Here is a 22,974-nt window from a genome sequence, read left to right on the forward strand (position 1 = left end):
TCGGAAGTCATTGCCGCAAGCATAAGCTATCGAAATTCGATATATAACTATCGAATTTCATTTCTTCACCGAATAATCATATCGAAAAACGATATATCCTGTCGTGTGGCGGGCAGGTGACCGGCGCGGCGCGTGCCGGTGTGTCGCGCGTCGGTGGATTGCGGCATAATCGAACATATGTACGAATGTTTGGATATGTTTTCGGAGCCCACCGAGGCGTGGTTCAAGCATGCGTTCGGATCGCCGACCGAAGCGCAGCGCGAGGCGTGGCCCGCGATCCGGTCGGGCGAGGATGTGCTGGTGATCGCCCCGACCGGCTCGGGCAAGACGCTGTCCGCGTTCCTGTCGGCGATCGACCGTCTGATGGGCCGCCTGGCGCCGGTCCCGGCGAAGCCGCGCTCGGGCGGGCGCGCCAAGCGTTCCGGCGCCCGCGGCGTGACGGTGCTCTATGTGTCGCCGCTGAAGGCGCTCGCCGTGGACGTGGCGAAAAACCTGCAGGCGCCTTTGAGCGGCATCGCCGCCGAATGCGAGGCGAGGGGGCTGCGTTCGCCCGACATCCGCGTGGCGGCGCGCAGCGGCGACACGACGCCGCAGGAGCGCCGCGCGATCGTCTCCCATCCGCCCGATATCCTCGTCACCACGCCCGAATCGCTGTACCTTATCCTCACGTCGAAGGCGCGGCGCATCCTCGCCACCGTCGACACCGTGATCGTGGATGAGGTGCATGCGGTCGCGGGCACCAAACGCGGCGCGCATCTGGCGTTGAGCCTGGAACGGCTCGACCGACTGACCGCGCGCCCGGCGCAGCGCATCGGGCTGTCGGCCACGGTGAACCCGCCCCGGGAGGTCGCGCGCTTTCTCGGCGGCGTGCGTCCGGTGCGCATCGTGAACCCCGGGTCGAGGCCGGCCATGGATCTGCGCGTGGTCGAACCGCTGGCGAATATGCGCGACCTGCAATCCGCCAACGTGAAGCACCGGGCCGGCGGCGTGGATTCCGGCAAGCCGTCGGCTCCGCGCATCACCGGCGTCACCCCGGCCATGCAGCGCCTTGCGGAGCGCAGGGGAGTGGTCGGCTCCGCGGAAGGCTCCAGGGCGGCGGCCTCGCCCGGCGCACGCGGGGCGGAAGGGCTGCCGTCCGATTCCTCGGCCATCGTCGGGGCCGCTGGCGACCGGGCCTCCGGTTCGATCTGGCCGGTGGTGGAGCGCAGCGTGCTCGACGAGGTTCTGTCGCACCGCACCACGCTGGTGTTCGTCAATTCGCGCGGCTTGGCGGAAAAACTCACGGCCCGGCTCAACGACTTGTACGCGCAGGTGCGGCACAGGGGCGGCGGGGCACCGGCGAAACCGGATGGCGAAGGGTACGCCGGCGCCCTCCATTACGATCCCGTCGTCGGTTCGTCCACCGCGCTGGTCGGTACGCATGATCCGGCGGACGTCATCGCGATGGCGCATCACGGGTCGGTGTCCAAGGATCGCCGCAAGCATATCGAGGAGCAGCTCAAACGCGGCCAATTGCGCTGCGTGGTCGCCACGAGCAGCCTGGAACTGGGCATCGATATGGGGTCGGTCGATCTGGTTATCCAGATCGCGCCGCCGCTGTCCGTGGCCTCCGGCCTGCAGCGCGTCGGCCGCGCCGACCACCGGGTCGGCGGCGTGTCCCACGCCCTGTTCTATCCGCTGACCCGGGAGCAGCTCATCGGGGTGGCGGCGGCCATCGAGGGCATGTCGGCCGGGGAACTCGAGCCATTGTCGGTGCCCGGCAACCCGTTGGACATCCTCGCGCAGCAGACCGTGGCGGCCGCGGCGATGGACGATCTCAAACCGGACGAATGGTATGCCACGGTACGCCGGTCGGCCCCATTCGCCGATCTCGACCGAAGCGTGTTCGACTCGGTCATGGCCATGATGACCGGTGGCTACAACAGCGAGGAGTTCTCGGCGTTCCGGCCTCCGCTGGTCTGGAACCACGACGGCGACATCATCTCCGCACGGCCCGGCGCGCAGCGTCTGGCCGTGACCAGCGGCGGCACGATCCCCGATCGCGGGCTGTACACGGTGGTGCTTCCGGAGTCCGACGCGGGCCCTGGCCCCAAGCGGGTCGGCGAGCTCGACGAGGAAATGGTCTACGAATCGCGCGTCGGCGATGTGATCACATTGGGCACCTCCTCCTGGCAGATCCAGGAGATCACGCGCGACCGCGTCGTCGTCACGCCGGCTCCCGGGCGTACCGCGCGGCTGCCATTCTGGCACGGCGAGGGCAACGGGCGCGACTACGGGTTCGGGCTGGCGCGGGGGCGGCTGCTGCGGGAGCTTGCCGGTGGCCTGGCGTCGGAGGAGGGTCCGGGCGGGCGGTTCTTTGACGCGGGCGCCGGGCGATGGTCATTCGATGAGGAGGCCGAGCGCCGGCTGCGCGCCGACGGGCTGGACGACAACGCCCTGTCGAATCTCGCCGCGCTGCTCGGCGAGCAGCGCGGAGCCACCGGCGTGGTGCCCGGCGACCGTGACCTGGTCATCGAACGCTGCCCGGACGAGGAGGGCGATTGGCGCATCATGCTGCACTCGCCGTTCGGCCGCCGCGTCCACGAGCCATGGGCCATGGCCATCACCGCGCGCATCAAACAGCGCTACGGGTTCGACGGGCAGGCATATGCGGCCGACGACGGCATCGTCCTGCGCGTCCCCGACGGAGAGGGCCATATCGACGCGCGCGGCCTGTTCCTGTTCGATCCGGACGACCTGCAGCGCGCCATCGAAACGCAGGTCGGGGAGTCGGTGCTGTTCGCCGCGCGGTTCCGGGAATGCGCGGCGCGTTCCCTGTTCCTGCCCAGAACCGATCCCGGCAAGCGCGTGCCGTTATGGCAGCAACGGCTGCGGGCAGCGCAGCTGCTCAACGCCGCCCGCACCAGGCACAACTTCCCGCTGCTGCTGGAAACCGCCCGCGAATGCCTCAGCGACGTATACGACCTGCCGGCGCTGCGCGAGATCATGACCGGTCTCAACGCCGGGACCATACGGCTCAGCGACGTCCAGACGCAGGTGCCGTCGCCGTTCGCCGAAAGCCTGCTGTTCGGCTTCGTCGGCACGGTCATGTACCAGTACGATGTGCCGCAGGCCGAGCGCAGCACCCAGATCCTGTCGATGGATCCGGAGGTGCTGGAAAAGCTCATCGGCGCCACCGACCTGTCGGCGGTGCTCGATCCCGAGGCCATCGCCGAGGTCGAGAGCCAGCTGGCTTCGCGCACGTTCTGGAACGAGCTGGACGAGCACGACGTCATCGGCCGCGTCACCCGATACGCGAAAACCCATGGCCCGTTCGTCGCGGACCGGATGATCGCCGATCTCGGCCTGGACGCGACGCAGGCCGTGCACGCTTTGGATGAGCTCAAGCAGCGGGGCGAGCTGCTGTATGGCGCATTCCTCGCTTCCGGCGGCGATGCCGATTCCGGCAAGACGGTGGCATCGTCGGCTCCCACGGCGGCGGCTTCTTCGGCCGTGGAACCGGTCGGCGGCGGTGCCGGGCAACGCCAATGGCTGCACAAGGAGGTGTTCCGCCGCATCCGCTCGCGCTCGCTGGCCAAGGCGCGCAAGGCCGTCAAACCCGTGGACCCGGACGTCTACCAGGCCTTCGTGCTGGACCGGCAGGGCGTCGGCCCGGTCGGCGGGGAGCGCTATGAGGGGCCTGACGGCCTGATGCGCGTCATCGAGCAGCTGGAGGGTATTGCGCTGCCCATACGGACGTGGGACTGCTCGGTGTTCCCGTCCCGCGTGCGCGACTACAATCCGGCGATGCTCGACGGATTGCTGGCGGACGGCGAAGTGGTGTGGGTCGGCTCCGCCACCGGCGACGGCAAGGCGGGAGAGTCGGGGCAGATCGCCTTTCATCCGGCCGATTCCCTGCTGGTGGGCGCGGATCCCGCCCAGCCGCGGTCTGGGTCGGCTGGGCCGCACGGCGTGACGGGCGGCAACGGCGCTTCCAAGGCGGTGGCGGCGGCTTCCGGAGAAGCTGAGGCGTCTTCCGCGGATGGCGCCATGACCATTCCCGAGGCCATAAGCGCCGTATTGAGGCCCGGCGGCGCCTACCACGCGTCGCAGCTGGCCGCGAAGACGCGCGAGCTGTGGCAGTCGGCGGCGGTGTCGGTCGATCCGCAGACCGGCGAGATCACGGTTCCGGCGTGGTCGGACGGTCAATTCGAAGAGGCGCTGTGGTCGCTGGTCTGGCAGGGGCTGGTCACCAACAGCTCCCTTGCGCCGCTGCGCGCCTTGGCCGCGAATGCCGGCGGCCGCACGGTCCGGGCGCCGGCCCGCGCGTCGCGCCGGCGCGTGCGCGTGAAACCCGCCGTGCCGGCCACCATGGGCGGATTATGGTCCTCGGTCGGCGCCGTGGCCGGTGCCGCAGAGGGCGGCGCGGACGACGCCGGTGACGGTTTCGGCGCGACGGCCGGCTCCGGGTCCGCGGGCGGTGTCGGAGCGGGTGTCGGGGGCGGCGAGGCGCCGTCCTTCGCGCGGGACCATGCCGTGGAAGGGTATGCGCTCGCCCAGGTGGACAGTCTGCTCGACCGCTACGGGGTCATCGCCCAGCCGCTGGTGGACAAGGAGCGCATTCCCGGCGGGTTTTCGGGACTGTATCCCGTGCTTCGGCGCATGGAGGAGTCCGGCGTGCTGGTCCGGGGCATGTTCGTGCGCGGGTTCGGCGCCGCGCAGTTCGCCGGCAGGGACACCGTCGACGCGCTGCGCGACGGCGAACGGTGGCACAACCGGTCGAACGTGGCGCTCGACGCCACGGATCCGGCGTCGCTGGTCGGCGCGTCGGTGCCGTGGCCGCGCGGCGAGAGGCGCCCGGCACGCCGGGCGGGAACCATGGTCGTGCTTGCGCAGGGCAGGCCGGTGCTCTATGCGGCGCCCAAAACCCATCATCTCATCGCCTTCGACCGCAGCGAAGGCGTCCTGCGCCCGGCCTGCGCCGAACTGGCCTTCGCGCTGCTGCGCAGGTCCGATCCGGGCGGGGGAGCCACCTTCGCCGACCTCAACGGGGAGCCCCTGACGATGCGCACCGACACGACGCGCATGCTGCATGTGGCCGGATTCACCCCGTGCCCGCAGGGCATGAAACTGTACCGGTGACGGCGATGCGGGCACCGGCGGGGAACACGCGTCCGGCCAACGGTCGGTGTGAACGGTTACTATGAAGGACAGTCACTTCAGCGAATCGAACGTTTGGAGATCATGGTGAGCGCAATCCTTGAAGGAAAGCCCGATAAGAATCTCATCCTCGTAACAGGCCGATCGCATCCGAAACTGGCGACCGATGTCGCGGAGCAGTTGGGGATCGACGTGCTGGAAACCACCGCATACGATTTCGCGAACGGCGAGATGTACGTGCGCTACACCGAATCGGTGCGCGGCGCCGACGTGTTCGTGCTCCAATCCCATTCCAAGCCGGTGAACAAGGCGATCATGGAGCAGCTCATCATGATCGACGCCCTGAAGCGCGCCTCGGCCCGCTCCATCACGGCCGTCTGCCCGCTGCTGGGCTATTCTCGCCAGGACAAGAAGCACCGCGGCCGCGAGCCCATCTCCTGCCGCCTGATCTTCGACCTGCTGCGCACGGCCGGCGCCGACCGCATCATGAGCGTCGACCTGCACGCCGCGCAGTCGCAGGGCTTCTTCGACGGCCCGGTCGACCATCTGATCGCCATGCCGGTGCTGGTCGACTACATCCGCGACCGGTTCTCGAACAAGCTCGACAACGTCACCGTCGTCTCCCCGGATGCCGGGCGCATCCGCGTGGCCGAGCAGTGGGCGCAGCGCTTGGGCGGCGGCCCGCTGGCCTTCGTGCACAAGACGCGCGATATCACGCGTCCGAACCAGGCGGTCGCCAACCGCGTGGTCGGCGACGTGGACGGCAAGGACTGCGTGCTCGTCGACGATCTGATCGACACCGCCGGCACCATCGCCGGCGCATGCCACGTGCTCGCCGAGGCCGGCGCCAAGTCGGTGACCGTGGTGGCCACGCACGGCGTGCTGTCCGGCCCCGCCGTCGAACGGCTCAAGGGCTGCGGCGCGCGCGAGGTCGTGCTCACCGATACCGTGCCGATCCCCGAGGAGAAGCGCTGGGACGGCCTGACCGTGCTGTCGATCGCCCCGCTGCTGGCCAGCGCGATCCGCGCGGTCTTCGAGGACGGTTCCGTCGCGGAACTGTTCGACACCTATCCCGAGCACCACGGACAGGGCTTCCTGTTCGCGTGAGCGTGTGCGCGCGCCCATCGCGCCCGGCCGTGCGCGGAAAGCGTGCGGGAATGCCGGAGCGACACGCGGCGCGTGAAAGGTATGGCATAATAAACACTTGGCGGAACTCGTTCCGCCGGTCCCCCATGGTGTAATGGCAGCACACGGGTCTTTGGAACCCTTTGTCTTGGTTCGAGTCCAGGTGGGGGAACGAGCCAGACGCCCGGCCGGCATGGCGCGCATTCATCGTGCGCGCCGCGGCCGGGCGTCTCTCGTTATCCGCTGATTGCTGTCCGGATTGCGCAGGCAGCAGCATAACAGAATGGGAGATGTCGATGGCATTATCCGCCGCAATCGTTCTCGCCGCAGGTGAAGGCACCCGCATGCGTTCCGCCAAGCCGAAGGTGCTGCACACGTTCGCGGGGAAGACCTTCCTCAACCGTGTGATGGATTCGGTCAGCGCGCTCGAACCGTCCACGCTGGCGGTGGCGGTGCACTATCAGGCGGACCGGGTGGCCGAGGCAGCGCGATCCTATGATCCGGACGTGGAGATCGTCAATCAGGACGACATCCCCGGCACCGGCCGCGCCGTGCAGTGCGCGATGGCCCAGCTCGAGGCCGAGCGCAAGCTCGACGGATCGGTGCTGATCGCCGCCTCCGACATGCCGCTGCTCGACGCGGACACGCTGCGCCAGCTCGTCGCGTTCCATGAGAACAGCGGCGACGGGGCCACCGTGCTCACCACCATGCTGGACGATCCGACCGGATACGGCCGCATCATCCGCGACCGCGAGGGCCACGTGCTGCGCATCGTGGAGCAGAAGGACGCCAACCGCAGCGAACTGGCCGTGCAGGAGGTGAACACCTCCGTGTACGTGTTCGACGCGAAGGTGCTGGCGAAGGCGATCGCCGGGCTGAAGAACGACAACGCCCAGGGCGAGTTCTACCTGACCGACGCGCTGGAGACCGCCAAGGCCGACGGCAGCGTCGGGGCCTTCGCCGCGCCCGACCCGCTGAGCGTCGAGGGCGTCAACGACCGCGTGCAGCTCGCCGCGCTGGCGAGGGAGCACAACCACCGCGTCTGCGAGGCGTGGATGCGCGCCGGCGTCACCATCCTCGATCCGGATACCACTTGGATCGAGGACGACGTGGAGCTGTCGCGCGACGTGACCGTGCTGCCCGGCAGCTTCCTGCAGGGCCACACCGTGGTCGGCGAGGCGGCGGTCATCGGCCCGTACACCACGCTGATCGACGCGACCGTCGACGCCGAGGCGACTGTGGAGCGCTCCCGCGTGCAGGAGTCGCACATCGGCCGCGCCACCACCATCGGCCCGTGGACCTACCTGCGCCCGGGCAACGAGTTCGGCGAGGAGGCGAAGGCCGGCGCGTTCGTCGAGATGAAGAAGGCGCACATCGGCAACGGCACCAAGGTGCCGCATCTGAGCTATGTCGGCGACGCCGAGCTCGGCGACCACACCAACATCGGCGGCGGCACGATCACCGCCAACTACGACGGCGTGCACAAGAACCGCACCCACATCGGCGCCGGCTCGCACATCGGCGCGGGCAACCTGTTCGTCGCGCCGGTCACCGTCGGCGACAACGTCACGTCCGGCGCCGGCTCGGTCATCCGCCACGACGTGCCGGACGACACGATGGTCTACTCGGAGAACACGCAGCACGACGTCGAGGGCTGGAAGCCCGCGTGGGAGCGCTGACCTGACCGGAACGCCGCATCCGACCGCGCACAAGGAGTGAGGAATTTGACCGCAGCACAGGAATCGATCGAGGCGATCCGCATCGCCGCAGCCGCAGCCGACCGTCTCAAGGCCTTCGACATCATCTCCTTCGACGTGAGCAACCTGCTGGGCATCACCGACATCATGATGATCGCCACGGCCTCGAACGAACGGCAGGTGCTCGCCGTGGCCGAGGAGATCGAGAAGGATCTGTACCTTCAGGCGGGCCACCGCGAGGCCCGCTCGCGCGAGGGCCTCGAACAGGCCCAGTGGGTGCTGCTCGACTACGGCGACTTCGTCGTCCACGTCATGCATGAGGAGTCGCGCGGGTTCTACGGGCTTGAGCGGCTGTGGCGCGACTGCCCGACGGTGGACCTGCAGTTGGCCCACCCGGAGCACGCGCCGGCGCCGGCCGCCGTCTGACGCGTCCGGCGGCCCGCATCCACGTCGTTCACCATCGTCCAAAGGAGTGGCATGACCGGAACAGCCCACGTTCGTTCCATCACGCTGGTGCGCCACGGGCGCACCTCATACAATGCCCAGCACCGGCTGCAGGGCCAGATCGACATCCCGCTCGACGCGATCGGATCATGGCAGGTGCTCCGGACTGCCGAGGCGCTGCGGGAACTGTACGTCGACCGGCACCCCGACATCCCCAACAGGATCGTGGTCTCCTCGGATCTGGGCCGGGCCATGGCCACGGCACACGCCTTCGCCGATCCGCTCGGACTGGACGTGCATCCCGACGAGCGCGTACGCGAACGCAGCTTCGGCGACTGGGAAGGCATCTCGGTCGAGGAACTCGCCGAGCGCTACCCGCAGGACTGGCGCCTGTGGTCCGAATTCAAGGGCGGCGAGCTCAAGTACGGCGCCGAGCCGAAAGAGGCCGTCGGCGCGCGCGGCGCGGCCGCGCTGGACGATTGGGCGCACCGGGCCGGAGCCGACACCGACCTGTACGTGTTCTCCCACGGCGCCTGGATCGCCCAGACGCTGCAGACCCTGCTCGGCCTCGGCGGGGCCGGGGCCGACTTCGCCGGCGTGATGGGCATGCGCAACGCCCACTGGGCAAGGCTCATCCCGTTCGAGCAAGCCGACGGCACGCTGCGCTGGCGCCTGCTCGACTACAATCACGGTCCGGCCATCGCCGACACCGACCAGTGGGAGCATCCGGCGCTCTGAGCGCGCCCGCCGCGCCGCGCCCGCGGGGTTCCTGCAGGCGGCGGCAGCGCTGACGGGACAGGCGCGAACGTCAATCCCTCCACGCCGGCCGTATGCTGGTTGGGTACGGACTTTTGACGGGCCTACGGACAGGGGGCGGCGATGAGCGACGATCTGAATCTCAACACCATCTGGTGGCAGGTGTATCCGCTGGGGTTCACCGGCGCGCCGATCCGGCCCCAATCCGCCGCGGAACGCGCCGTGACCCCCCGGCTCGACATGGTGATCGGGTGGCTCGACTACCTGATCGACCTCGGCGCCAACGGGCTGCTGCTCAACCCGGTCTTCGCCTCCACCTCCCACGGCTACGACACCGTCGACTACTACCGCATCGACCCGAGGCTCGGCGACGACGCCGCGTTCGACCGCCTGGTCGAGGCCTGCCACGGCAGGGGCATCCGGCTCATGCTCGACGGCGCGTTCAACCATGTCGGCTCCGCGCATCCGCTGTTTCGCGACGCGATCGCCGGGCGCGGGCACGGGAACCTGTTCCGCATCGAGCGCGACGGGGACGGCAACGTCACCGGATACGCGCGGTTTGAGGGCAACGCGGACCTGCCGGAGCTCAACCACGACGACCCGGAAACCGCGCGGCTCGTCACCGACGTGATGCTGCACTGGATGCGCCGCGGCGTCGACGCCTGGCGCCTCGATGCCGCCTACGCGGTGCCCCCGGCGTTCTGGACCCGCGTGCTGCCCGACGTGCGGCGCGCATTCCCCGACGCCTGGTTCATGGGCGAGGTCATCCACGGCGACTATCCGGCGATCGTGAAGGACTCCGGCATGGACTCGGTGACCCAGTACGAGCTGTGGAAGGCGATCTGGAGCTCCATCAAATCCGGCAACTTCTACGAACTTGACTGGAGCCTCAAACGGCACAACGGGTTCATGGACTCGTTCACGCCGCTCACCTTCGTCGGCAACCACGACGTGACGCGCATCGTCAGCCAGATCGGCGTGCAGGAGGCGGCGCTCGCGATGGCGGTCCTGTTCACCGTCGGCGGCTGCCCGAGCCTGTACTACGGCGACGAGCAGGCATGGCGCGGCGTCAAGGCCGACGCGATGGGCGGCGACGACGCGATCCGCCCGATGTACCCGGCCACGCCGGACGGGCTGGGCCACGGCGGGGACCGGATGCTCCATCTGGTGCAGGGCCTGATCTCCGTCAGGCGCCGCAATCCGTGGCTGGCGACCGCCACGACCGTGCCGACGGACCTCGGCAACCTGCATTACGGGTACGATGCGGTCGGGCGCGGCGGGGAGCGGCTGCACGTCGATCTGCATCTCGAGCCGACGCCTGGCGCCGATATCGCCTACGAGGGCGGTTCCTTCCGCGTCGGATAGCGGCCGGGGGCGGTGAGGAGGGGCGTGCGCCGCCGTGGCGCGGCCATCGCCGTGGTTTCCGCTGCCGTTTGCCGCGAGGATGCGAGTTGTCGGTGCGGGGCCGCGGAACGTCCTCTCTATCGAGGCTGATGAAACGTTATATTTCAGGGATAATCGACCTGTTCCACCGAGCCGTGCACCGACAACTCGAGCCTGGCGCGCATAAGCCGTTGCACGGTACGCGAATTCGTGAAAATTTGCGGGACGAGCTGTGAGAATTCGGTTATTTTCACGTTACGCTCAGCGCGTTGCCACGGTTTGCGGCTACGGTCGGTATCCGTGAGGAATTTTTTCAAAGGGATATCGCTGACTTCGATCGCGGCCGGAGCCCTGGCCGCGGTCACGTCGTTCCTGCTGTCGGCGAAGATCGGCATCGCCGGCTCGGTGATCGGCGTCGCCGCGGGCTCCGTGGTGTCCGCCGTGGCATCGCAGATCTACCAGAACGTATTGAAGGCGTCGAGCGAGAAGCTGCAGAACGCGGCCGGCGCCGTCGGCGTGGGCGCGGCGCCGGGGGAGGAGTCCGCGAACGGTGGTTCTTCCGTTGATGACCGGACCACGGTGATCGCGCCCGGAGCCGTGGACCTGTCCCGTGTTGGGCGCGTGGTCAGCTCCGGCGACGATACGGCGCCGCTGTCCTCGACGGACGCCCTCGGCCCGGTGCCCGGCGACGGACCGGCGACCGGCGTGATGGAAACGGCTACCATGCCGGCCTACGAGGCGGGGCGCGGAGCATCGGGCGAAACGCTGCATGGCACGGCGGTGCAGGACGGCACGGCCGTGATGACGCCCGTTGGCACGGCGGGCGCGACGACGCCGCGCAGCGTGGTCGGCGAGGCCTCGGCGTCGGGCCGTCGAGCCCGTGGCGGCGTGCTGGCTGGGGGCCATGTATCCGCCTCGTCGGCCGCGCTGCCTTCCAGCGTGAAGCAGAAGCGCATCGCCATCGCGGTCGCCATAGTCAGCGCGCTGATCGCCGTGGCGGCCACGGCGGGCGTCATCATGCTGGTCACCCAAGGAGAAGGCACCGACTCCGTGGTGCGCGACTTGGTTGGCACCACCCAGACGCCGAGGCGCACCAACGACTCCGTGCCCGGCAACGAAGACAGGAAGAGCCCTGCGGACAACGGCACCGGGCAGGGCGGCACGACGGACAAGAACTCCACGGGCACGGACTCCAAGAGCCCCACCGACTCCGGGTCCACGGATTCCGGTTCGACCGGGTCCACGGGCGGCTCGACCGGCGGTTCCACCGGTGATTCCAGTGGCTCCACCACGGGCGATTCCACCGGCGGCACCAGTGGCGGCGCGGGTGATTCCACAAGCGGCACGACCGGCGGCTCCACGGATTCCTCGACCGGCGGCGGGTCCGGCTCCGGGGCGTCGACCGATTCGTCGGGGAACTCCTCCGGCTCGGGTTCGGCGGGTTCGACGGGATCCGGTTCGTCCGGCTCGGATACCTCCGGTTCGGGAACCTCCGGGTCCGGAACCTCCGGGTCGACGGGTTCGGGTTCCGGTTCGTCCGACTCGGGATCCTCCGGCTCGACGACCTCCAACGGCGGCTCGTCCGGTTCCTCGTCAAGCAGCGGAACCACCACCGGCGCCAACTAGCATCCCGCGCCATTCATCTGTGGACTAATTCTGGCTCCCCTCCATGAGGGGAGCTGGCCGCGAAGCGGTCTGAGGGGAGCGTTACCGCGAACGTCTGAGTCAAGCCGATTCGCATGGTCTCCCCTCAGTCTGAACTGCACCCTGATTGTTGGACTGGAGTAATTCATGTTTGATGATTGGAGGTGTGGTTTTCTGTGTGTGCAGATCGCAGGCGTCGGTATGATGATGCTTTCAGGTGTTCGGTGGCCGCCCTGTTTGGTGAGGGGTTGGGTTACAAGGCCGCGGCGCGTCGGGTTGGCATGCCGGTGATGACCGCGAAGAAATGGTCGCTGGCGTATCGGGTCGGCGGACGGGAGGCGCTTATGGCGAAACGCGGGGGCAACAGGAGCTATGACTGGGACACGAAGGTCGCGGCCGCGCGCGATCACGTGGACCGGGGAGTGGCGAAGTCCGTGGTGATGGAGCGGTACGCGATCGCGTGCGTCACGACGTTGGAGGCCTGGTGTCGTGCGTACCGGGCCGGCGGGGCCGAGGCGCTCAGACCGGGACGCAGGGGCAGGCCCAGGGGATCGGGGCCGAGGCCGGAGCCGGATCCGACGCCCGAGGGGGCGTTGCGGGAGGAGAACGAGTTCTTGCGGGCGAGGGTCGCATACCTGGAAAAAGCATTGGCCCTGCCGGCCTCGAGATCACCAACCGGGAGAAAACGGTGATCGTTTCGGCGCTGGCGGGGCTTGGCCATCCGCTTCCGCTCCTGCTGAGGGCCGCGGGACTGGCGAGGAGCACGTACTACTACCACCGGTCCCATCCCGAGCGGGTCACCAGGCCCGACATCGAGCCGTTGGTCGATGAGGTGTTCCACCGCACGCCCAACGGGTGCGGGCACCGGCAGGTGCGCATGTGCCTCGTGAACGAGTTCGGCGTGACGGTGAGCTCCAAGAGCGTGCTCAAGGTCATGCGCCGCATGGGCCTGGAGTGCGTCATACGCCGGCCGAACCCCCACCGCGGGTACAGCTCCTATCGGGGCGAGGCGGGCGCGAAGCCGCCGAACCTGCTGGAACGCGACTTCGCGGCCGACGCCCCGTGGGTGAAGCTGGGCACGGACGTCACCGAGTTCAGGGTCGCCGGCGGCAAGGCGTACCTCGCGCCCGTGTACGACATGGGCTCGAAGGAGATCGTCGCCTGGGACGTGAGCCGTCATCCCGATCTGGCCCAGCAGAAGCGCATGCTGGCCATGCTCGAGACCCGTCTTCCCGAAGGCGTGTCCCCGATCCTGCACTCGGACATGGGCTGGCAGTACCAGCACTCCTGGTGGCGGGCCCGCCTGGAGGAACTGGGCATCCGCCAGTCGATGAGCCGCAAGGGCAACTGCCTGGACAACGCCGCGACCGAGCAGGTGTTCGGCCACCTCAAGGACGAGTTCTGCATCGGGCGCGAGTTCGCCTCCTTCGAGGAATTCAGGACCGGGCTGGACGCGTACATCGTCCACTGGAACACCAAACGACGCCAGGCGAGACTCGAGGGACGCACCCCGGAGGAATTCCGCAACACGTTCCCCACCGCTTGACCGGGTACCCTATAAATAAACCACGTCCAACAAATGGGGCACAGTTCAGTCGGCTGCGCCGACAGCTCCCCTCTCTGAGGGGAGCCAGAATTACTAAACGAATGAATAGCGTGGGATATGAGCTCTTCACAACGCGGAGAGCCAGAATCGGCGACCTGCGGCATGTGCGGGGGCACGGTGCCGAACAGGCCCGATATCCCGCGCGACACGCCGGGTGCTTGCACCAGATTGGTTTTCGTCGTAACCTATCACAGGTCCGCAAGGAACGGATAACAGAATACGGGGCTATGGCGCAGCTGGTAGCGCATCTCCATGGCATGGAGAGGGTCAGGGGTTCGAATCCCCTTAGCTCCACCGGAAGGATCGGAATCGTCGGGTGATACGGCGGTTCCGATTTTTTGTTATGCCGGCATGGCAGTTCGGCGTGCCGACCACGCCGATGCCGGAGGTCCGGGCCGGTTATCCCATCAGCGAACGGGGATTGCCCTTATTGCTCATTTGCCGGCACAATGTGGAGCATGACTACTATCACCTTCAATTCGACTCCCGTTCACACGTCGGGCACCCTTCCCGAGGTCGGTTCGCCGGCTCCCGAATTCACGCTGGTCGGCAGCGACCTGCAGGACATCCACCTGTCCGATTTCGACGGTAAGCGCGTGATCCTCAGCGTGTTTCCCAGCCTCGACACCGGCGTGTGCGCGCAGAGCGTGCGCCGCTTCAATGCATTGGCCGCCGGCATGAGCAACACCGTCGTGCTCTGCGTGTCCAAGGATCTGCCGTTCGCACAGGAACGGTTCTGCGTCAGCGAGGGCATCAAGAACGTCGTCAACGCGTCGGCGTTCCGTTCGACCTTCGGCGAGGACTACGGCGTGACCATGACCGATGGCCCGCTGGCCGGCCTGCTGTCGCGCGCGATCATCGTCATCGATGCCGACGGCAAGGTCGCCTACGCCCAGCAGGTGCCGGAGATCACCACCGAACCCGACTACGACGCCGCCATCGCGGCTCCCGCCGACTAGCCCCTGGCCTGCCAAGCGAAGTTGCCCGCGCCGGCGCCCAGCTCGAAATGCAGCTTGGCGATGCCCAGGCAGATTTCGGATTGCAGCCCTTCCAGCGCTTCGGCGCGAACGGTATGGCCATCGGCCAGCAGCGTGAACCGGAACGGCTGCTTGCCCAGGGCGCTGGGCGCCAACTGCACGGCCGCAAGGCCATGCGCGAACCAGTCGGGCGCGGTCTCGAGCGTGCCCGACTCCACGGCGCCCAGCAGTTCGGCCGGCTTGCTGCGGTGCGGCCTGCCCTCGCGGGCCCCATGGCCGAACGCGATCGCCGCGGGCATGCGCTCGCCGTCCGCGATGCGCCACGTGCCGTGCGTTTCGGTGTCGTGCAGCACCACCCAGCTGGTGGACAGGCCGAGCGTCACTGCCTTGAGCGCCAAAGATTCCCCGTAATAGCCGACGCGCTCATCCAATCCGCGTCCGCAACGGTCGGCGGCGTCGGGGCCGATCAGCGCGATGCAATACCGCACGCCCTTGAACCGGCCGTAATGCGTCGGGCATCCGCCGAAGGCGTCCGTTTCGTCGTGGATCAGCTGAATATTCAGATCGCCTTCCTCATTGGCGCGCTCGATCGCCTCCCGCAGCGCGAGCAGCGTTCCCTCGTCGACGGGGCTGTCTGCGTAGTCGCGCACCGCATGGCGTGCGGCCATGGCCTCCTGAACATTCATCGCATCGCTCCTTTCCGCGGCGGTTCCATGGCGGCGCGGCATGCCCGGCGCGCCTCAGGATCGTCGTATACCGTAACCACCCGTGATCTGCGTCCACCCTAGACCGCATGCCGGTCAGCGGCCCGTGGCGCGCGGCACCCGAGCGTTTCCCCCCCCCGTTCGTGCGGGTCGGTGAGGGCGGGGCAGTGAGATTGCTCACAATCGGCCGCGTTCCGCGCTGTTTCCCTGTGCGCGAACCGGCCGATGAAGTACTCTTGAAGAAGCTGAACAACCGGTGTTTTACGAAAGGACGCGCACCATGGCAACGCTTACCGCCGATATGAAGGCCTTCATCGAGAGCAATCTGGCGTGGATCACCACCGTCGACAAGGACGGCAACCTCGACCTCGGCCCGAAGATGTCGATGTTCGTGCTCGACGACAACCACCTCGCCTACCACGAGCGCACCGCCGGCCAGCACTACCGCAACCTGCAGGACGGTTCCCCGCTGGTCGTCGCCGTCGCCAACCTCGCCGAGAAGAAGGGCTACCGCTTCCGCGGCGTCGTGACCCTGCACACCGACGACGACATCTACGAGGCGCAGGTCAAGGTCGCCGAGGAGAAGGGCACCAAGAAGCCCGCGGCCATCCCGGTGCTCGAGATCACCGAGATCCAGGACCTGTCCTCGGGCGCCACCGCCGGCAAGACCATCGACAAGGACTGACGCCCGATCGGGCCTCGCGCCCGACGGCATGCATGGCAACGGCCCCGCCCCGCGAAGGGGAGGGGCCGTTGCCGTATTTTCGCGCGTCGTCCGCGATGGGCCGCGCATGGCCGCGCCGGCGCCCGCCCGGCCCGCAGCCGTCCGCGGGCGAAGGGCCGCCAATGCCCCCCGATAGCGCCCTTTCCGCCGCGCGCGTCGGGATGTTTGGTGCTATCGTGTGAGTCACCAACGCCCGCACGATGAAAGGGGAACACCATGGCGGACAATACCAATGCAACCAACACGGGGGACAAGGCCGGCACGGCGGAGACCGCGGCCTCGACCGCGGCCGCGCGGCCCGCGAACGAACAGGCGCGGATCGCGCCGGCGGCGCACGCCACCCGCCACACCATGACGATCGACGGCAAGGAGATCAGCTACATAGCGAACGTCGGCACGATCCCGATCGACACCCCGAAGGTCCGCGACGCGTCCGTCGTCTTCTACGCCTCGTTCGCGCTGGACCCCACGGCCACCGGTAAGACGGATCCCAGCCGCCCGGTCACGTTCATCTTCAACGGCGGACCCGGATCGGCCAGCACCTTCCTGCTCATGGGTTCGCTCGCGCCCAAGCGCATCAGCGTGCCCGACGCGGTGCCGGTGCCGGCGGCGCCCTACACGCTGGTCGACAACGCGTACACGCTGCTGCCCGTCTCCGATCTCGTCTTCGTCGACGCGCCCGGCGCCGGCTTCTCCAGCATCCTCGACGCCGCCAAGCCGGAACTGTGGTCGGTGGACGGCGACGTGGCCGGGTTCAGCGCGTTCATCCGCGCATACCTGAGCCAGGAGCGGCGCTGGAATTCGCCGAAGTACGTGCTCGGCGAATCCTACGGCACCACGCGCGGCGCGGCGCTCGCCTACCGCCTGCAGCAGGACGGCGTCGCCCTCAACGGCCTGACGCTCATCTCCAACATCCTCGACTACGCGTACACGATCGACACGTCCGACCAGTTCTACATCGGCTATTTCCCGACCTTCGCCTCCGTGGCGAAATATCATGGCCGCGCCGCGTCCGGCGCGCAGATCGCCGACCATCTGCAGGCCGCCCGCGCCTTCGCCAACGGGCCGCTGCGCCTCGCGCTCGCCGCCGGCGCGTCGCTCGACGACGGCACCAAGCGCCGCGTGGCCGAGCGCTACGCCGAACTGACCGGACTGGACGCGCAATACGTCTACGACTCCGACCTGCGCGTGGTGGACACCCGCTTCCGCAAGGCCCTGCTGCGCGACGAGGACCGGATCGTCGGCCGGTACGACGGGCGCGTGGCCGGGTACGATCTCGACCGGTTGAACGACACGGAGACCTTCGTCGTCGACGACGCGTATCTCGACCCGGCGTATTCGAGCCTGTGCAACGCCTACCTGCGCGACGAGCTCGGATGGTCCGGCAGGGATGAACGCCGCGGTTTCGCCGCCCTCGAATGGAATTCGACCGAGCCGGGCAAGGGCTGGGTGTGGTGGCACAAGCAGCCCGACAACACGAAGTCCTCGTGGGACGCGAGCATCCCGTTCCCGAACGTCCTGCCCGATCTGGCGGCGGCGATCACCCACCAGCCGACGCTGAAGGTGCTGCTTGGCAACGGCATCTACGACCTGTGCACGCCGTTCTTCCAGACCGAATACGACATCGACCACCTGGGCCTGCCCAAGCCGCTGCGCGGCAACGTGGCGTTCACGTACTACCCGGCCGGCCACATGCTGTACTCCTCCGAACCGAGTCTGGCCAAGTTCGCCGCCGATCTCAAGCGCTTCTACGCCGCGGACGCCAGCGGGCTCGCCGCTATCGACGAACGCCCCGCGGAGCCGGCGCCCGACATCCACCTGTAACGCATCGGCTAGTATCCTGCGTCGTAAGTTCGTGTACTATGTCTGGCTCCCCTCTTGGAGGGGAGCTGGCCGCGAAGCGGTCTGAGGGGAGCATTACCGAGACCGCCTGAATCAAGTCGATTTGCATATGCTCCCCTCAGTCGGCTACGCCGACAGCTCCCCTCGGAGAGGGGAGCCGGAATTACTCAACGAATTAACGGCGGGGATACTAGACGTCGCGTAGATAAGGCATGCAAATATACCGAATGGCCGGTCCTTCAGCAGAAGGACCGGCCATTCGGTTATTCAGCGATGAGGCCCGAATCGGCATGCCCCCGCTGGATAAGCAGTTCACAGGACTGCCCATCCAGCGGGAACACGCGGCCGCGTTACTTGGTGAACGGCTCCGACGCCTTGTCGAGCGCGACGATCTCGTCGGCGCTCAGCTGCAGATCCACCGAGGCGAGCAGCGACTCGTCGGCGGCGGCCAGGATGTTGCCGCGCGACAGGCCCTTGTACTGCGGATGCTCGCTCACCTTCGTGGCGATGACCATCCTGTCGCGGTTGCCGCGCACCGCCAGCCAGCGGCCGAGGATGATCTCGGACTCGCCGCCCGCGTTGCCCGGCGCCCACGCCGAATACACGTCGGCCGTGTCGACGAAGTTGCCGCCGTCCTCCGCGTACTCGTCGAGCACCGCGCGGCTGGCCGCCTCGTCGCTCGTCCACCCGAAGGTGTTGCCGCCCAGCACCAGCGGGAACACCTCCAGATCGCTGTTGCCAACCTTCACCCGTTGATCAGACATGACGATGATCCTTTCGATGATGTTCGTGACGCGGGTGCGCCGCGGCCCGGCCGGGCGGAACCGGAGAACGCGCCGATGCCTCCGGCCGATCCGCCGCCGGTCCGCCGTCCGTACGCCACGGACGCGCGCCCGCCAATATCGTCCCCATCATTGTCGCGCCGCGGACCGGCGCCGCGGGGCTCTTTTGCTTACCGTGAAGACGGGCGCGGATTGTCGCGGCGTCGGTCAGTACACCGAGTAGCCGCCGTCGATCTGCAGGTTGGTGCCGGTGACGTACGACGAGGCGTCGCTGGCGAGGAACAGCACGGCCGAGACGATCTCGTCGTTGGTGCCGAACCGCTTCATCGGCACGGTCTCCAGCATCACGTCGTGGCCCTCCTCGGTGATGCGGCAGTCGAAGATGCCCGACCACACGTACCCCGGGGAGATGGCGTTGACGCGGATATGGTGCGGCGCCAGCGCCGCGGCCATGTACCGGGCGAGCTCGTAGACCCCGGCCTTGGTGGCGCCGTAGCTGGCCACCGGCGAGGGGCCGCCGCCGATGAAGTTCGCGTTGTGCCCGGACAGGGACGACGTGATGATGATCGACCCGCCATGGCGGTGCTCGCGCATGATGTGGTGCGCGATCTGCGAGGTCAGGTAGGCGCCGGTCAGGTTGATGCCGATGGTCTTGCTCCACACCTCGTAGGGGACGTCCACGTCGTCGCCGGGCACGCAGACGCCGGCGTTGATGAACGCGACGTCGACGGTGCCGAGCTCGCGGACCAGCGACTCCTTGAGCGCGCCGACCTGGTCCTTGTCCGAGACGTCGCAGTACAGGGGGGGGACGACGCGGACGCCGTAGCGCCCGGACAGCTCGGCGGCGAGCGGTTCCAGCCGGTCCCTGCTCGAAGGCAAGTCGACGATCGCGACGTCGGCGCCGGCCTCGGCCCACGCGGCGGCGGCGTTGCGGCCCAGCCCGCCGGCGCCGCCGGTGACGAACCCCTTCTTGCCGGCGAGGGAGAACTTGTCCATGAACCGGTAGGACGGGTCCTTCCATTCGTCGAGGGGGTACTGGTCGAATACGTTGCTCATCATGGCCCCCTTCGGCTCGTCGCATTGGCTTGGACCGGCGCTTCGGCGTGCCTGCGACCGGTATCGGCTTAGCATCGGAGAACCGGTTTTTCGGGGATTCTGGGGCGGGTGCGGCCCCATGCTCGGCCCGTGCGTCGCCCCGTCCGGGCCTCCGCGCGTGTCGCGGCAACCGGGCGTAGACTGATGCTGCCATGCGATCGGGGATGATCGCATGCCCCGTCGAGGACGACGGATCATCAGTCAGACAGCCAAAGGAGCTTGCCATGTCACATATATCGCATTGGTTGGCGGAACCCTTATCGACGGCAACGGCGCGGAGCCGATCCGGGACTCGCTGGTGCTGGTCGACGGCACCACGATCGCCTATGCCGGCCCCCGCGAGGGGCAGCCGATCCCCGAAGGCGCGGCGGTCCGCGACATCACCGGCCAAACCGTGATGCCGGGCCTGATCGACTCGCATCTGCACTTCACCGGCAACGAAAGCGACGACGACACGCAGTGGGTGCTCGACGACGTCACCCTCAAGACCGTGATCGCCGTGCAGCAGGCGCACGACGCGCTCGAGAGCGGACTGACCACCGTGGGCGAGATCTCGCGCTCCGGCGTGGCGATCCGCGACGCGGTCAACGCCGGGATCATGAAGGGCCCGCGCATGGTGTGCACCGGCCTCGGCTTCTGCCGCACCGGCGGGCACGGCGACTCGCACAAGCTGCCGCTGGCCTACAACGAGGCCTCCCACCCGTGGGCCGAGCGCGTCGACGGGCCGTGGCCCCTGCGCGCCGCGGTGCGCCGCCGCCTGCGCGAGAACGTCGACGCGATCAAGATCTGGTCCACCGGCGGCGGCATCTGGCGGCACGACGACAAGCTGCTGCAGCACTACACCGACGAGGAGATCCAGGCGGTGGTCGACGAGGCCGCGATGTGCAACGTGCCGGTCTGGTCGCACGCGGAGGGCTACGGCGGCGCGCTCGCCTCGGCCAAGGCCGGCGTGCACCTGATCATCCACGGTCAGACGCTCAACGACGAATGCCTCGACCTCATGGCCGACAAGGGCATCTACTTCTGCCCGACGATCCAGTTCCTCGAGCAGTGGTTCAAGACCTACCCGCCCGAGTACAACCCGGCGCAGGACGCCTACCCGGGAGCCACGCGCATCGAACGCGAGCTCAACCGCGTCTACGACAACCTGCGCAAGGCGAACGACAAGGGCATCGTGCTGGTCACCGGCTCCGACTCGTTCTGCTCGTCGCTCACGCCCTACGGCACCACGCTGATCGGCGAGGTCTACTCCTTCGTCGAAAAGGTCGGGTTCTCGCCGCTGTTCGCGATCACCTGCGCCACGAAGAACGGCGCGAGGATGCTGCGCGTGGACGACGTGACCGGCACGCTGGAGGCCGGCAAGTCCGCGGACCTGCTGGTGATCGACGGCGACCCGAGCGCCGACATCCGCGACCTGGCCGTGGAGAACATGACGATGGTCATGAAGGAGGGCGACGTCATCCGGCAGCGCTAGCGGACCGGCCGGCGTCATATCGTGCCGGGTCGCGCCGGGCGCACCGCGCGTCGCGTCACATCGGATCAAAGGAGGCTTGTCATGTCAACCGCATCCACCGCATCGTCCCCCGAACTCCCGCCGCACGGCGGCGGCGAGGCGCACGGCGGCATGGTCAAATCGCTGAGCCTGTGGAACTACTTCACCATGGGGTTCGGCGCGATCATCGGCACGGGATGGGTGCTGCTGGTCGGCGACTGGATGATCCTCGGCGGCGGCCCGGTCGAGGCGATGATCGCCTTCGTGCTGGGCGCCGTCTTCCTGCTGCCGATCGGCGCGGTGTTCGGCGAGCTGACCTGCGCGATCCCGATATCCGGCGGCATCGTCGAATACGTGGACCGCACCTTCGGGCCGACCGCCGCGCACATCACCGGCTGGTTCCTGAGCCTCGGCAACGGCATCCTGTGCCCGTGGGAGGCGATCGCGATCAGCTCGCTGCTGGCCACCATGTGGAGCCGGCTCGACGGGTTCGGATGGCTCACCGGCGTCAAGCTGTACGACATCGCCGGGTCCAGCGTCTACCTGTGGCCGCTGCTGATCAGCGAGGCCGTGTGCGTGCTGGTCATCGCGCTGAACTTCCGCGGCGCCTCCGCCGCCGCCAAGCTCAGCTCGTTCCTGTCCAAGGCGCTGCTGGCCGGCATGGTGCTGGCGATGGTCGTCTCGCTGTTCAAGGGCGGCCCGGGCAACCTCATGCCGCTGTTCGCCAAGGTGGAGGCCGCGCAGTCGGGATCGGCGTCCGGCGCGGTCACCACGGCCGGGGCGTTCCTGCCGGGCGTGCTGGCGGTGCTGGTGATGACGCCGTTCTTCTACACCGGATTCGACACGATCCCACAGAGCGCCGAAGAGGCGAGCGAGGGGCTCGACTGGAAGAAGTTCGGCATGGTCATCTCCGCCTCGCTGCTCGCCGCCGGCCTGTTCTACGTGTTCTGCATCTACGCGTTCGGCACGATCTTCCCGTGGCGGCAGTCCGTGGCGATGCCGGTGCCGGCGCTCGCCTCGATCGAGAAGATCAGCATGTGGTTCTACCTGCCCATGCTGGTGATCGGCACGCTTGGCCCGCTCGGTCCGATGAACTCGTTCTACGGGGCCACCGCGCGCATCATGCTCGCCATGGGGCGCAAGGGGTATCTGCCGAAGAGCTTCGCGTCCATCGACGGCAGGACCGGCACGCCGAAGACGGCGAACATCGTGCTCGCCGTCGCCACGGTCATCGGGCCGTTCCTCGGCGGCAACCTGCTCATCCCGCTGACCGAGGTCTCGTCGCTGTCGTTCGTGTTCGCGTGCACGATGGCCGCGGCCGCCTGCATGAAGATGCGGTGGAGCGAGCCCGATCTGCCGCGCCCGTACACGGTGCCCGGGGGAAAGATCGGCATCGGCCTGGCCATCGCGGCCGGCGCGGTCATCATCGCGCTGCAGGTGCTGCCGTTCTCGCCGGCCGCGCTCAAGCCGACCTCGTGGGTGATCGTCGTGGTGTGGGTCGTGCTGGGGATGGCGCTGCGCCTGACGGTCCACCGCGCGAGACGGGAGTGAGCGGGGCCGGCGC

Annotated in this window: 17 protein-coding genes and 2 tRNA genes; 16 read left to right on the forward strand and 3 right to left on the reverse strand. The window is 68.1% G+C overall.

All coding sequences use genetic code 11. From position 1 onward, the window contains the following. Positions 1 to 177 precede the first annotated feature (177 nt). The 12 genes from BBSC_RS05425 to tpx all read left to right on the forward strand — a co-directional run bounded on the left by BBSC_RS05425 (position 178) and on the right by tpx (position 14,753). Complete coding sequence (locus BBSC_RS05425; protein ID WP_046726202.1) at positions 178 to 5,121, forward strand: DEAD/DEAH box helicase; 4,944 nt, start codon at positions 178 to 180, stop codon at positions 5,119 to 5,121. A gap of 102 nt (positions 5,122 to 5,223) precedes the next feature. Then, positions 5,224 to 6,246: a ribose-phosphate diphosphokinase gene (locus tag BBSC_RS05430; protein ID WP_034535518.1), complete on the forward strand. Its 1,023-nt coding sequence runs from the start codon at positions 5,224 to 5,226 to the stop codon at positions 6,244 to 6,246. A gap of 119 nt (positions 6,247 to 6,365) precedes the next feature. Further along, positions 6,366 to 6,436 (forward strand) — tRNA-Gln (locus BBSC_RS05435). A 124-nt stretch (positions 6,437 to 6,560) separates the two neighbouring features. After that, entirely contained in the window at positions 6,561 to 7,943 is a 1,383-nt protein-coding gene (glmU, locus tag BBSC_RS05440) for a bifunctional UDP-N-acetylglucosamine diphosphorylase/glucosamine-1-phosphate N-acetyltransferase GlmU (protein ID WP_033520015.1), read from the forward strand. Between the two features lie 45 nt (positions 7,944 to 7,988). Beyond that, complete coding sequence (gene rsfS / locus BBSC_RS05445; RefSeq protein WP_033520014.1) at positions 7,989 to 8,387, forward strand: ribosome silencing factor; 399 nt, start codon at positions 7,989 to 7,991, stop codon at positions 8,385 to 8,387. A gap of 51 nt (positions 8,388 to 8,438) precedes the next feature. Further along, positions 8,439 to 9,143 carry a histidine phosphatase family protein gene (locus tag BBSC_RS05450; RefSeq protein WP_033520013.1) on the forward strand — a complete coding sequence of 235 codons (705 nt, stop codon included), beginning with the start codon at positions 8,439 to 8,441 and terminating at the stop codon, positions 9,141 to 9,143. A 141-nt stretch (positions 9,144 to 9,284) separates the two neighbouring features. Next, entirely contained in the window at positions 9,285 to 10,526 is a 1,242-nt protein-coding gene (locus BBSC_RS05455; protein WP_033520011.1) for an alpha-amylase family protein, read from the forward strand. A 318-nt stretch (positions 10,527 to 10,844) separates the two neighbouring features. Further along, a complete protein-coding gene (locus tag BBSC_RS05460) occupies positions 10,845 to 12,170 on the forward strand; it encodes a hypothetical protein (protein WP_033520010.1) in 1,326 nt (441 codons plus the stop codon). A gap of 194 nt (positions 12,171 to 12,364) precedes the next feature. Then, positions 12,365 to 12,880 carry a helix-turn-helix domain-containing protein gene (locus tag BBSC_RS05465; protein ID WP_033520085.1) on the forward strand — a complete coding sequence of 172 codons (516 nt, stop codon included), beginning with the start codon at positions 12,365 to 12,367 and terminating at the stop codon, positions 12,878 to 12,880. Beyond that, positions 12,880 to 13,734, forward strand: coding sequence for an IS3 family transposase (locus tag BBSC_RS05470; RefSeq protein ID WP_081893131.1), 855 nt, complete (start codon positions 12,880 to 12,882; stop codon positions 13,732 to 13,734). Before BBSC_RS05465 ends, BBSC_RS05470 begins: the two co-directional genes overlap by 1 nt. Before the next feature lie 281 nt (positions 13,735 to 14,015). Continuing rightward, positions 14,016 to 14,088: transfer RNA gene (locus BBSC_RS05475), tRNA-Ala, on the forward strand. A gap of 164 nt (positions 14,089 to 14,252) precedes the next feature. Then, positions 14,253 to 14,753 carry a thiol peroxidase gene (tpx, locus tag BBSC_RS05480; protein ID WP_033519937.1) on the forward strand — a complete coding sequence of 167 codons (501 nt, stop codon included), beginning with the start codon at positions 14,253 to 14,255 and terminating at the stop codon, positions 14,751 to 14,753. Here tpx and BBSC_RS05485 read toward each other — a convergent pair. Then, on the reverse strand, positions 14,750 to 15,457 hold the full coding sequence (locus BBSC_RS05485; protein WP_033519938.1) for a nitroreductase family protein: 708 nt from the start codon (positions 15,455 to 15,457) through the stop codon (positions 14,750 to 14,752). The two genes, tpx and BBSC_RS05485, sit on opposite strands and share 4 nt — an antisense overlap. Positions 15,458 to 15,755: 298 nt before the next feature. On the opposite strand from BBSC_RS05485, the gene BBSC_RS05490 reads away from it, so the two are divergent. Next, the gene (locus BBSC_RS05490) at positions 15,756 to 16,160 is read left to right on the forward strand and encodes a pyridoxamine 5'-phosphate oxidase family protein (RefSeq protein ID WP_033519939.1); all 405 of its coding nucleotides are present in this window, start codon (positions 15,756 to 15,758) and stop codon (positions 16,158 to 16,160) included. A gap of 255 nt (positions 16,161 to 16,415) precedes the next feature. Beyond that, complete coding sequence (locus tag BBSC_RS05495; RefSeq protein ID WP_081893023.1) at positions 16,416 to 18,023, forward strand: S10 family peptidase; 1,608 nt, start codon at positions 16,416 to 16,418, stop codon at positions 18,021 to 18,023. Between the two features lie 368 nt (positions 18,024 to 18,391). Here the strand turns inward: BBSC_RS05495 and BBSC_RS05500 are convergent, their stop codons facing one another. Further along, positions 18,392 to 18,805, reverse strand: a complete 414-nt coding sequence (locus BBSC_RS05500; RefSeq protein WP_033519941.1) for an aldo/keto reductase — start codon at positions 18,803 to 18,805, stop codon at positions 18,392 to 18,394. A 225-nt stretch (positions 18,806 to 19,030) separates the two neighbouring features. Then, the gene (locus tag BBSC_RS05505; RefSeq protein WP_231649351.1) at positions 19,031 to 19,882 is read right to left on the reverse strand and encodes an SDR family oxidoreductase; all 852 of its coding nucleotides are present in this window, start codon (positions 19,880 to 19,882) and stop codon (positions 19,031 to 19,033) included. A gap of 277 nt (positions 19,883 to 20,159) precedes the next feature. On the opposite strand from BBSC_RS05505, the gene BBSC_RS05510 reads away from it, so the two are divergent. Both BBSC_RS05510 and BBSC_RS05515 read left to right on the forward strand, forming a co-directional pair. Beyond that, positions 20,160 to 21,392 carry a metal-dependent hydrolase family protein gene (locus BBSC_RS05510; protein ID WP_202806187.1) on the forward strand — a complete coding sequence of 411 codons (1,233 nt, stop codon included), beginning with the start codon at positions 20,160 to 20,162 and terminating at the stop codon, positions 21,390 to 21,392. An 81-nt stretch (positions 21,393 to 21,473) separates the two neighbouring features. Next, positions 21,474 to 22,961 carry an APC family permease gene (locus BBSC_RS05515; RefSeq protein WP_081893009.1) on the forward strand — a complete coding sequence of 496 codons (1,488 nt, stop codon included), beginning with the start codon at positions 21,474 to 21,476 and terminating at the stop codon, positions 22,959 to 22,961. The last annotated feature ends 13 nt before the right edge of the window (positions 22,962 to 22,974 follow it).

Origin of the sequence: Bifidobacterium scardovii JCM 12489 = DSM 13734 (assembly GCF_001042635.1) — a bacterium.
GTDB lineage: Bacteria > Actinomycetota > Actinomycetes > Actinomycetales > Bifidobacteriaceae > Bifidobacterium > Bifidobacterium scardovii.

Bases quoted from the DNA above. Each gene is read 5' to 3' on its own strand.
- BBSC_RS05490 (WP_033519939.1), top strand. From the start codon at position 15,756: ATGGCAACGCTTACCGCCGATATGAAGGCCTTCATCGAGAGCAATCTG.
- BBSC_RS05505 (WP_231649351.1), bottom strand. From the start codon at position 19,882: ATGATGAGCAACGTATTCGACCAGTACCCCCTCGACGAATGGAAGGAC.
- BBSC_RS05455 (WP_033520011.1), top strand. From the start codon at position 9,285: ATGAGCGACGATCTGAATCTCAACACCATCTGGTGGCAGGTGTATCCG.
- BBSC_RS05515 (WP_081893009.1), top strand. From the start codon at position 21,474: ATGTCAACCGCATCCACCGCATCGTCCCCCGAACTCCCGCCGCACGGC.
- BBSC_RS05500 (WP_033519941.1), bottom strand. From the start codon at position 18,805: ATGTCTGATCAACGGGTGAAGGTTGGCAACAGCGATCTGGAGGTGTTC.
- BBSC_RS05485 (WP_033519938.1), bottom strand. From the start codon at position 15,457: ATGAATGTTCAGGAGGCCATGGCCGCACGCCATGCGGTGCGCGACTAC.
- BBSC_RS05450 (WP_033520013.1), top strand. From the start codon at position 8,439: ATGACCGGAACAGCCCACGTTCGTTCCATCACGCTGGTGCGCCACGGG.
- BBSC_RS05495 (WP_081893023.1), top strand. From the start codon at position 16,416: ATGGCGGACAATACCAATGCAACCAACACGGGGGACAAGGCCGGCACG.
- BBSC_RS05430 (WP_034535518.1), top strand. From the start codon at position 5,224: ATGGTGAGCGCAATCCTTGAAGGAAAGCCCGATAAGAATCTCATCCTC.
- tpx (WP_033519937.1), top strand. From the start codon at position 14,253: ATGACTACTATCACCTTCAATTCGACTCCCGTTCACACGTCGGGCACC.
- BBSC_RS05425 (WP_046726202.1), top strand. From the start codon at position 178: ATGTACGAATGTTTGGATATGTTTTCGGAGCCCACCGAGGCGTGGTTC.
- glmU (WP_033520015.1), top strand. From the start codon at position 6,561: ATGGCATTATCCGCCGCAATCGTTCTCGCCGCAGGTGAAGGCACCCGC.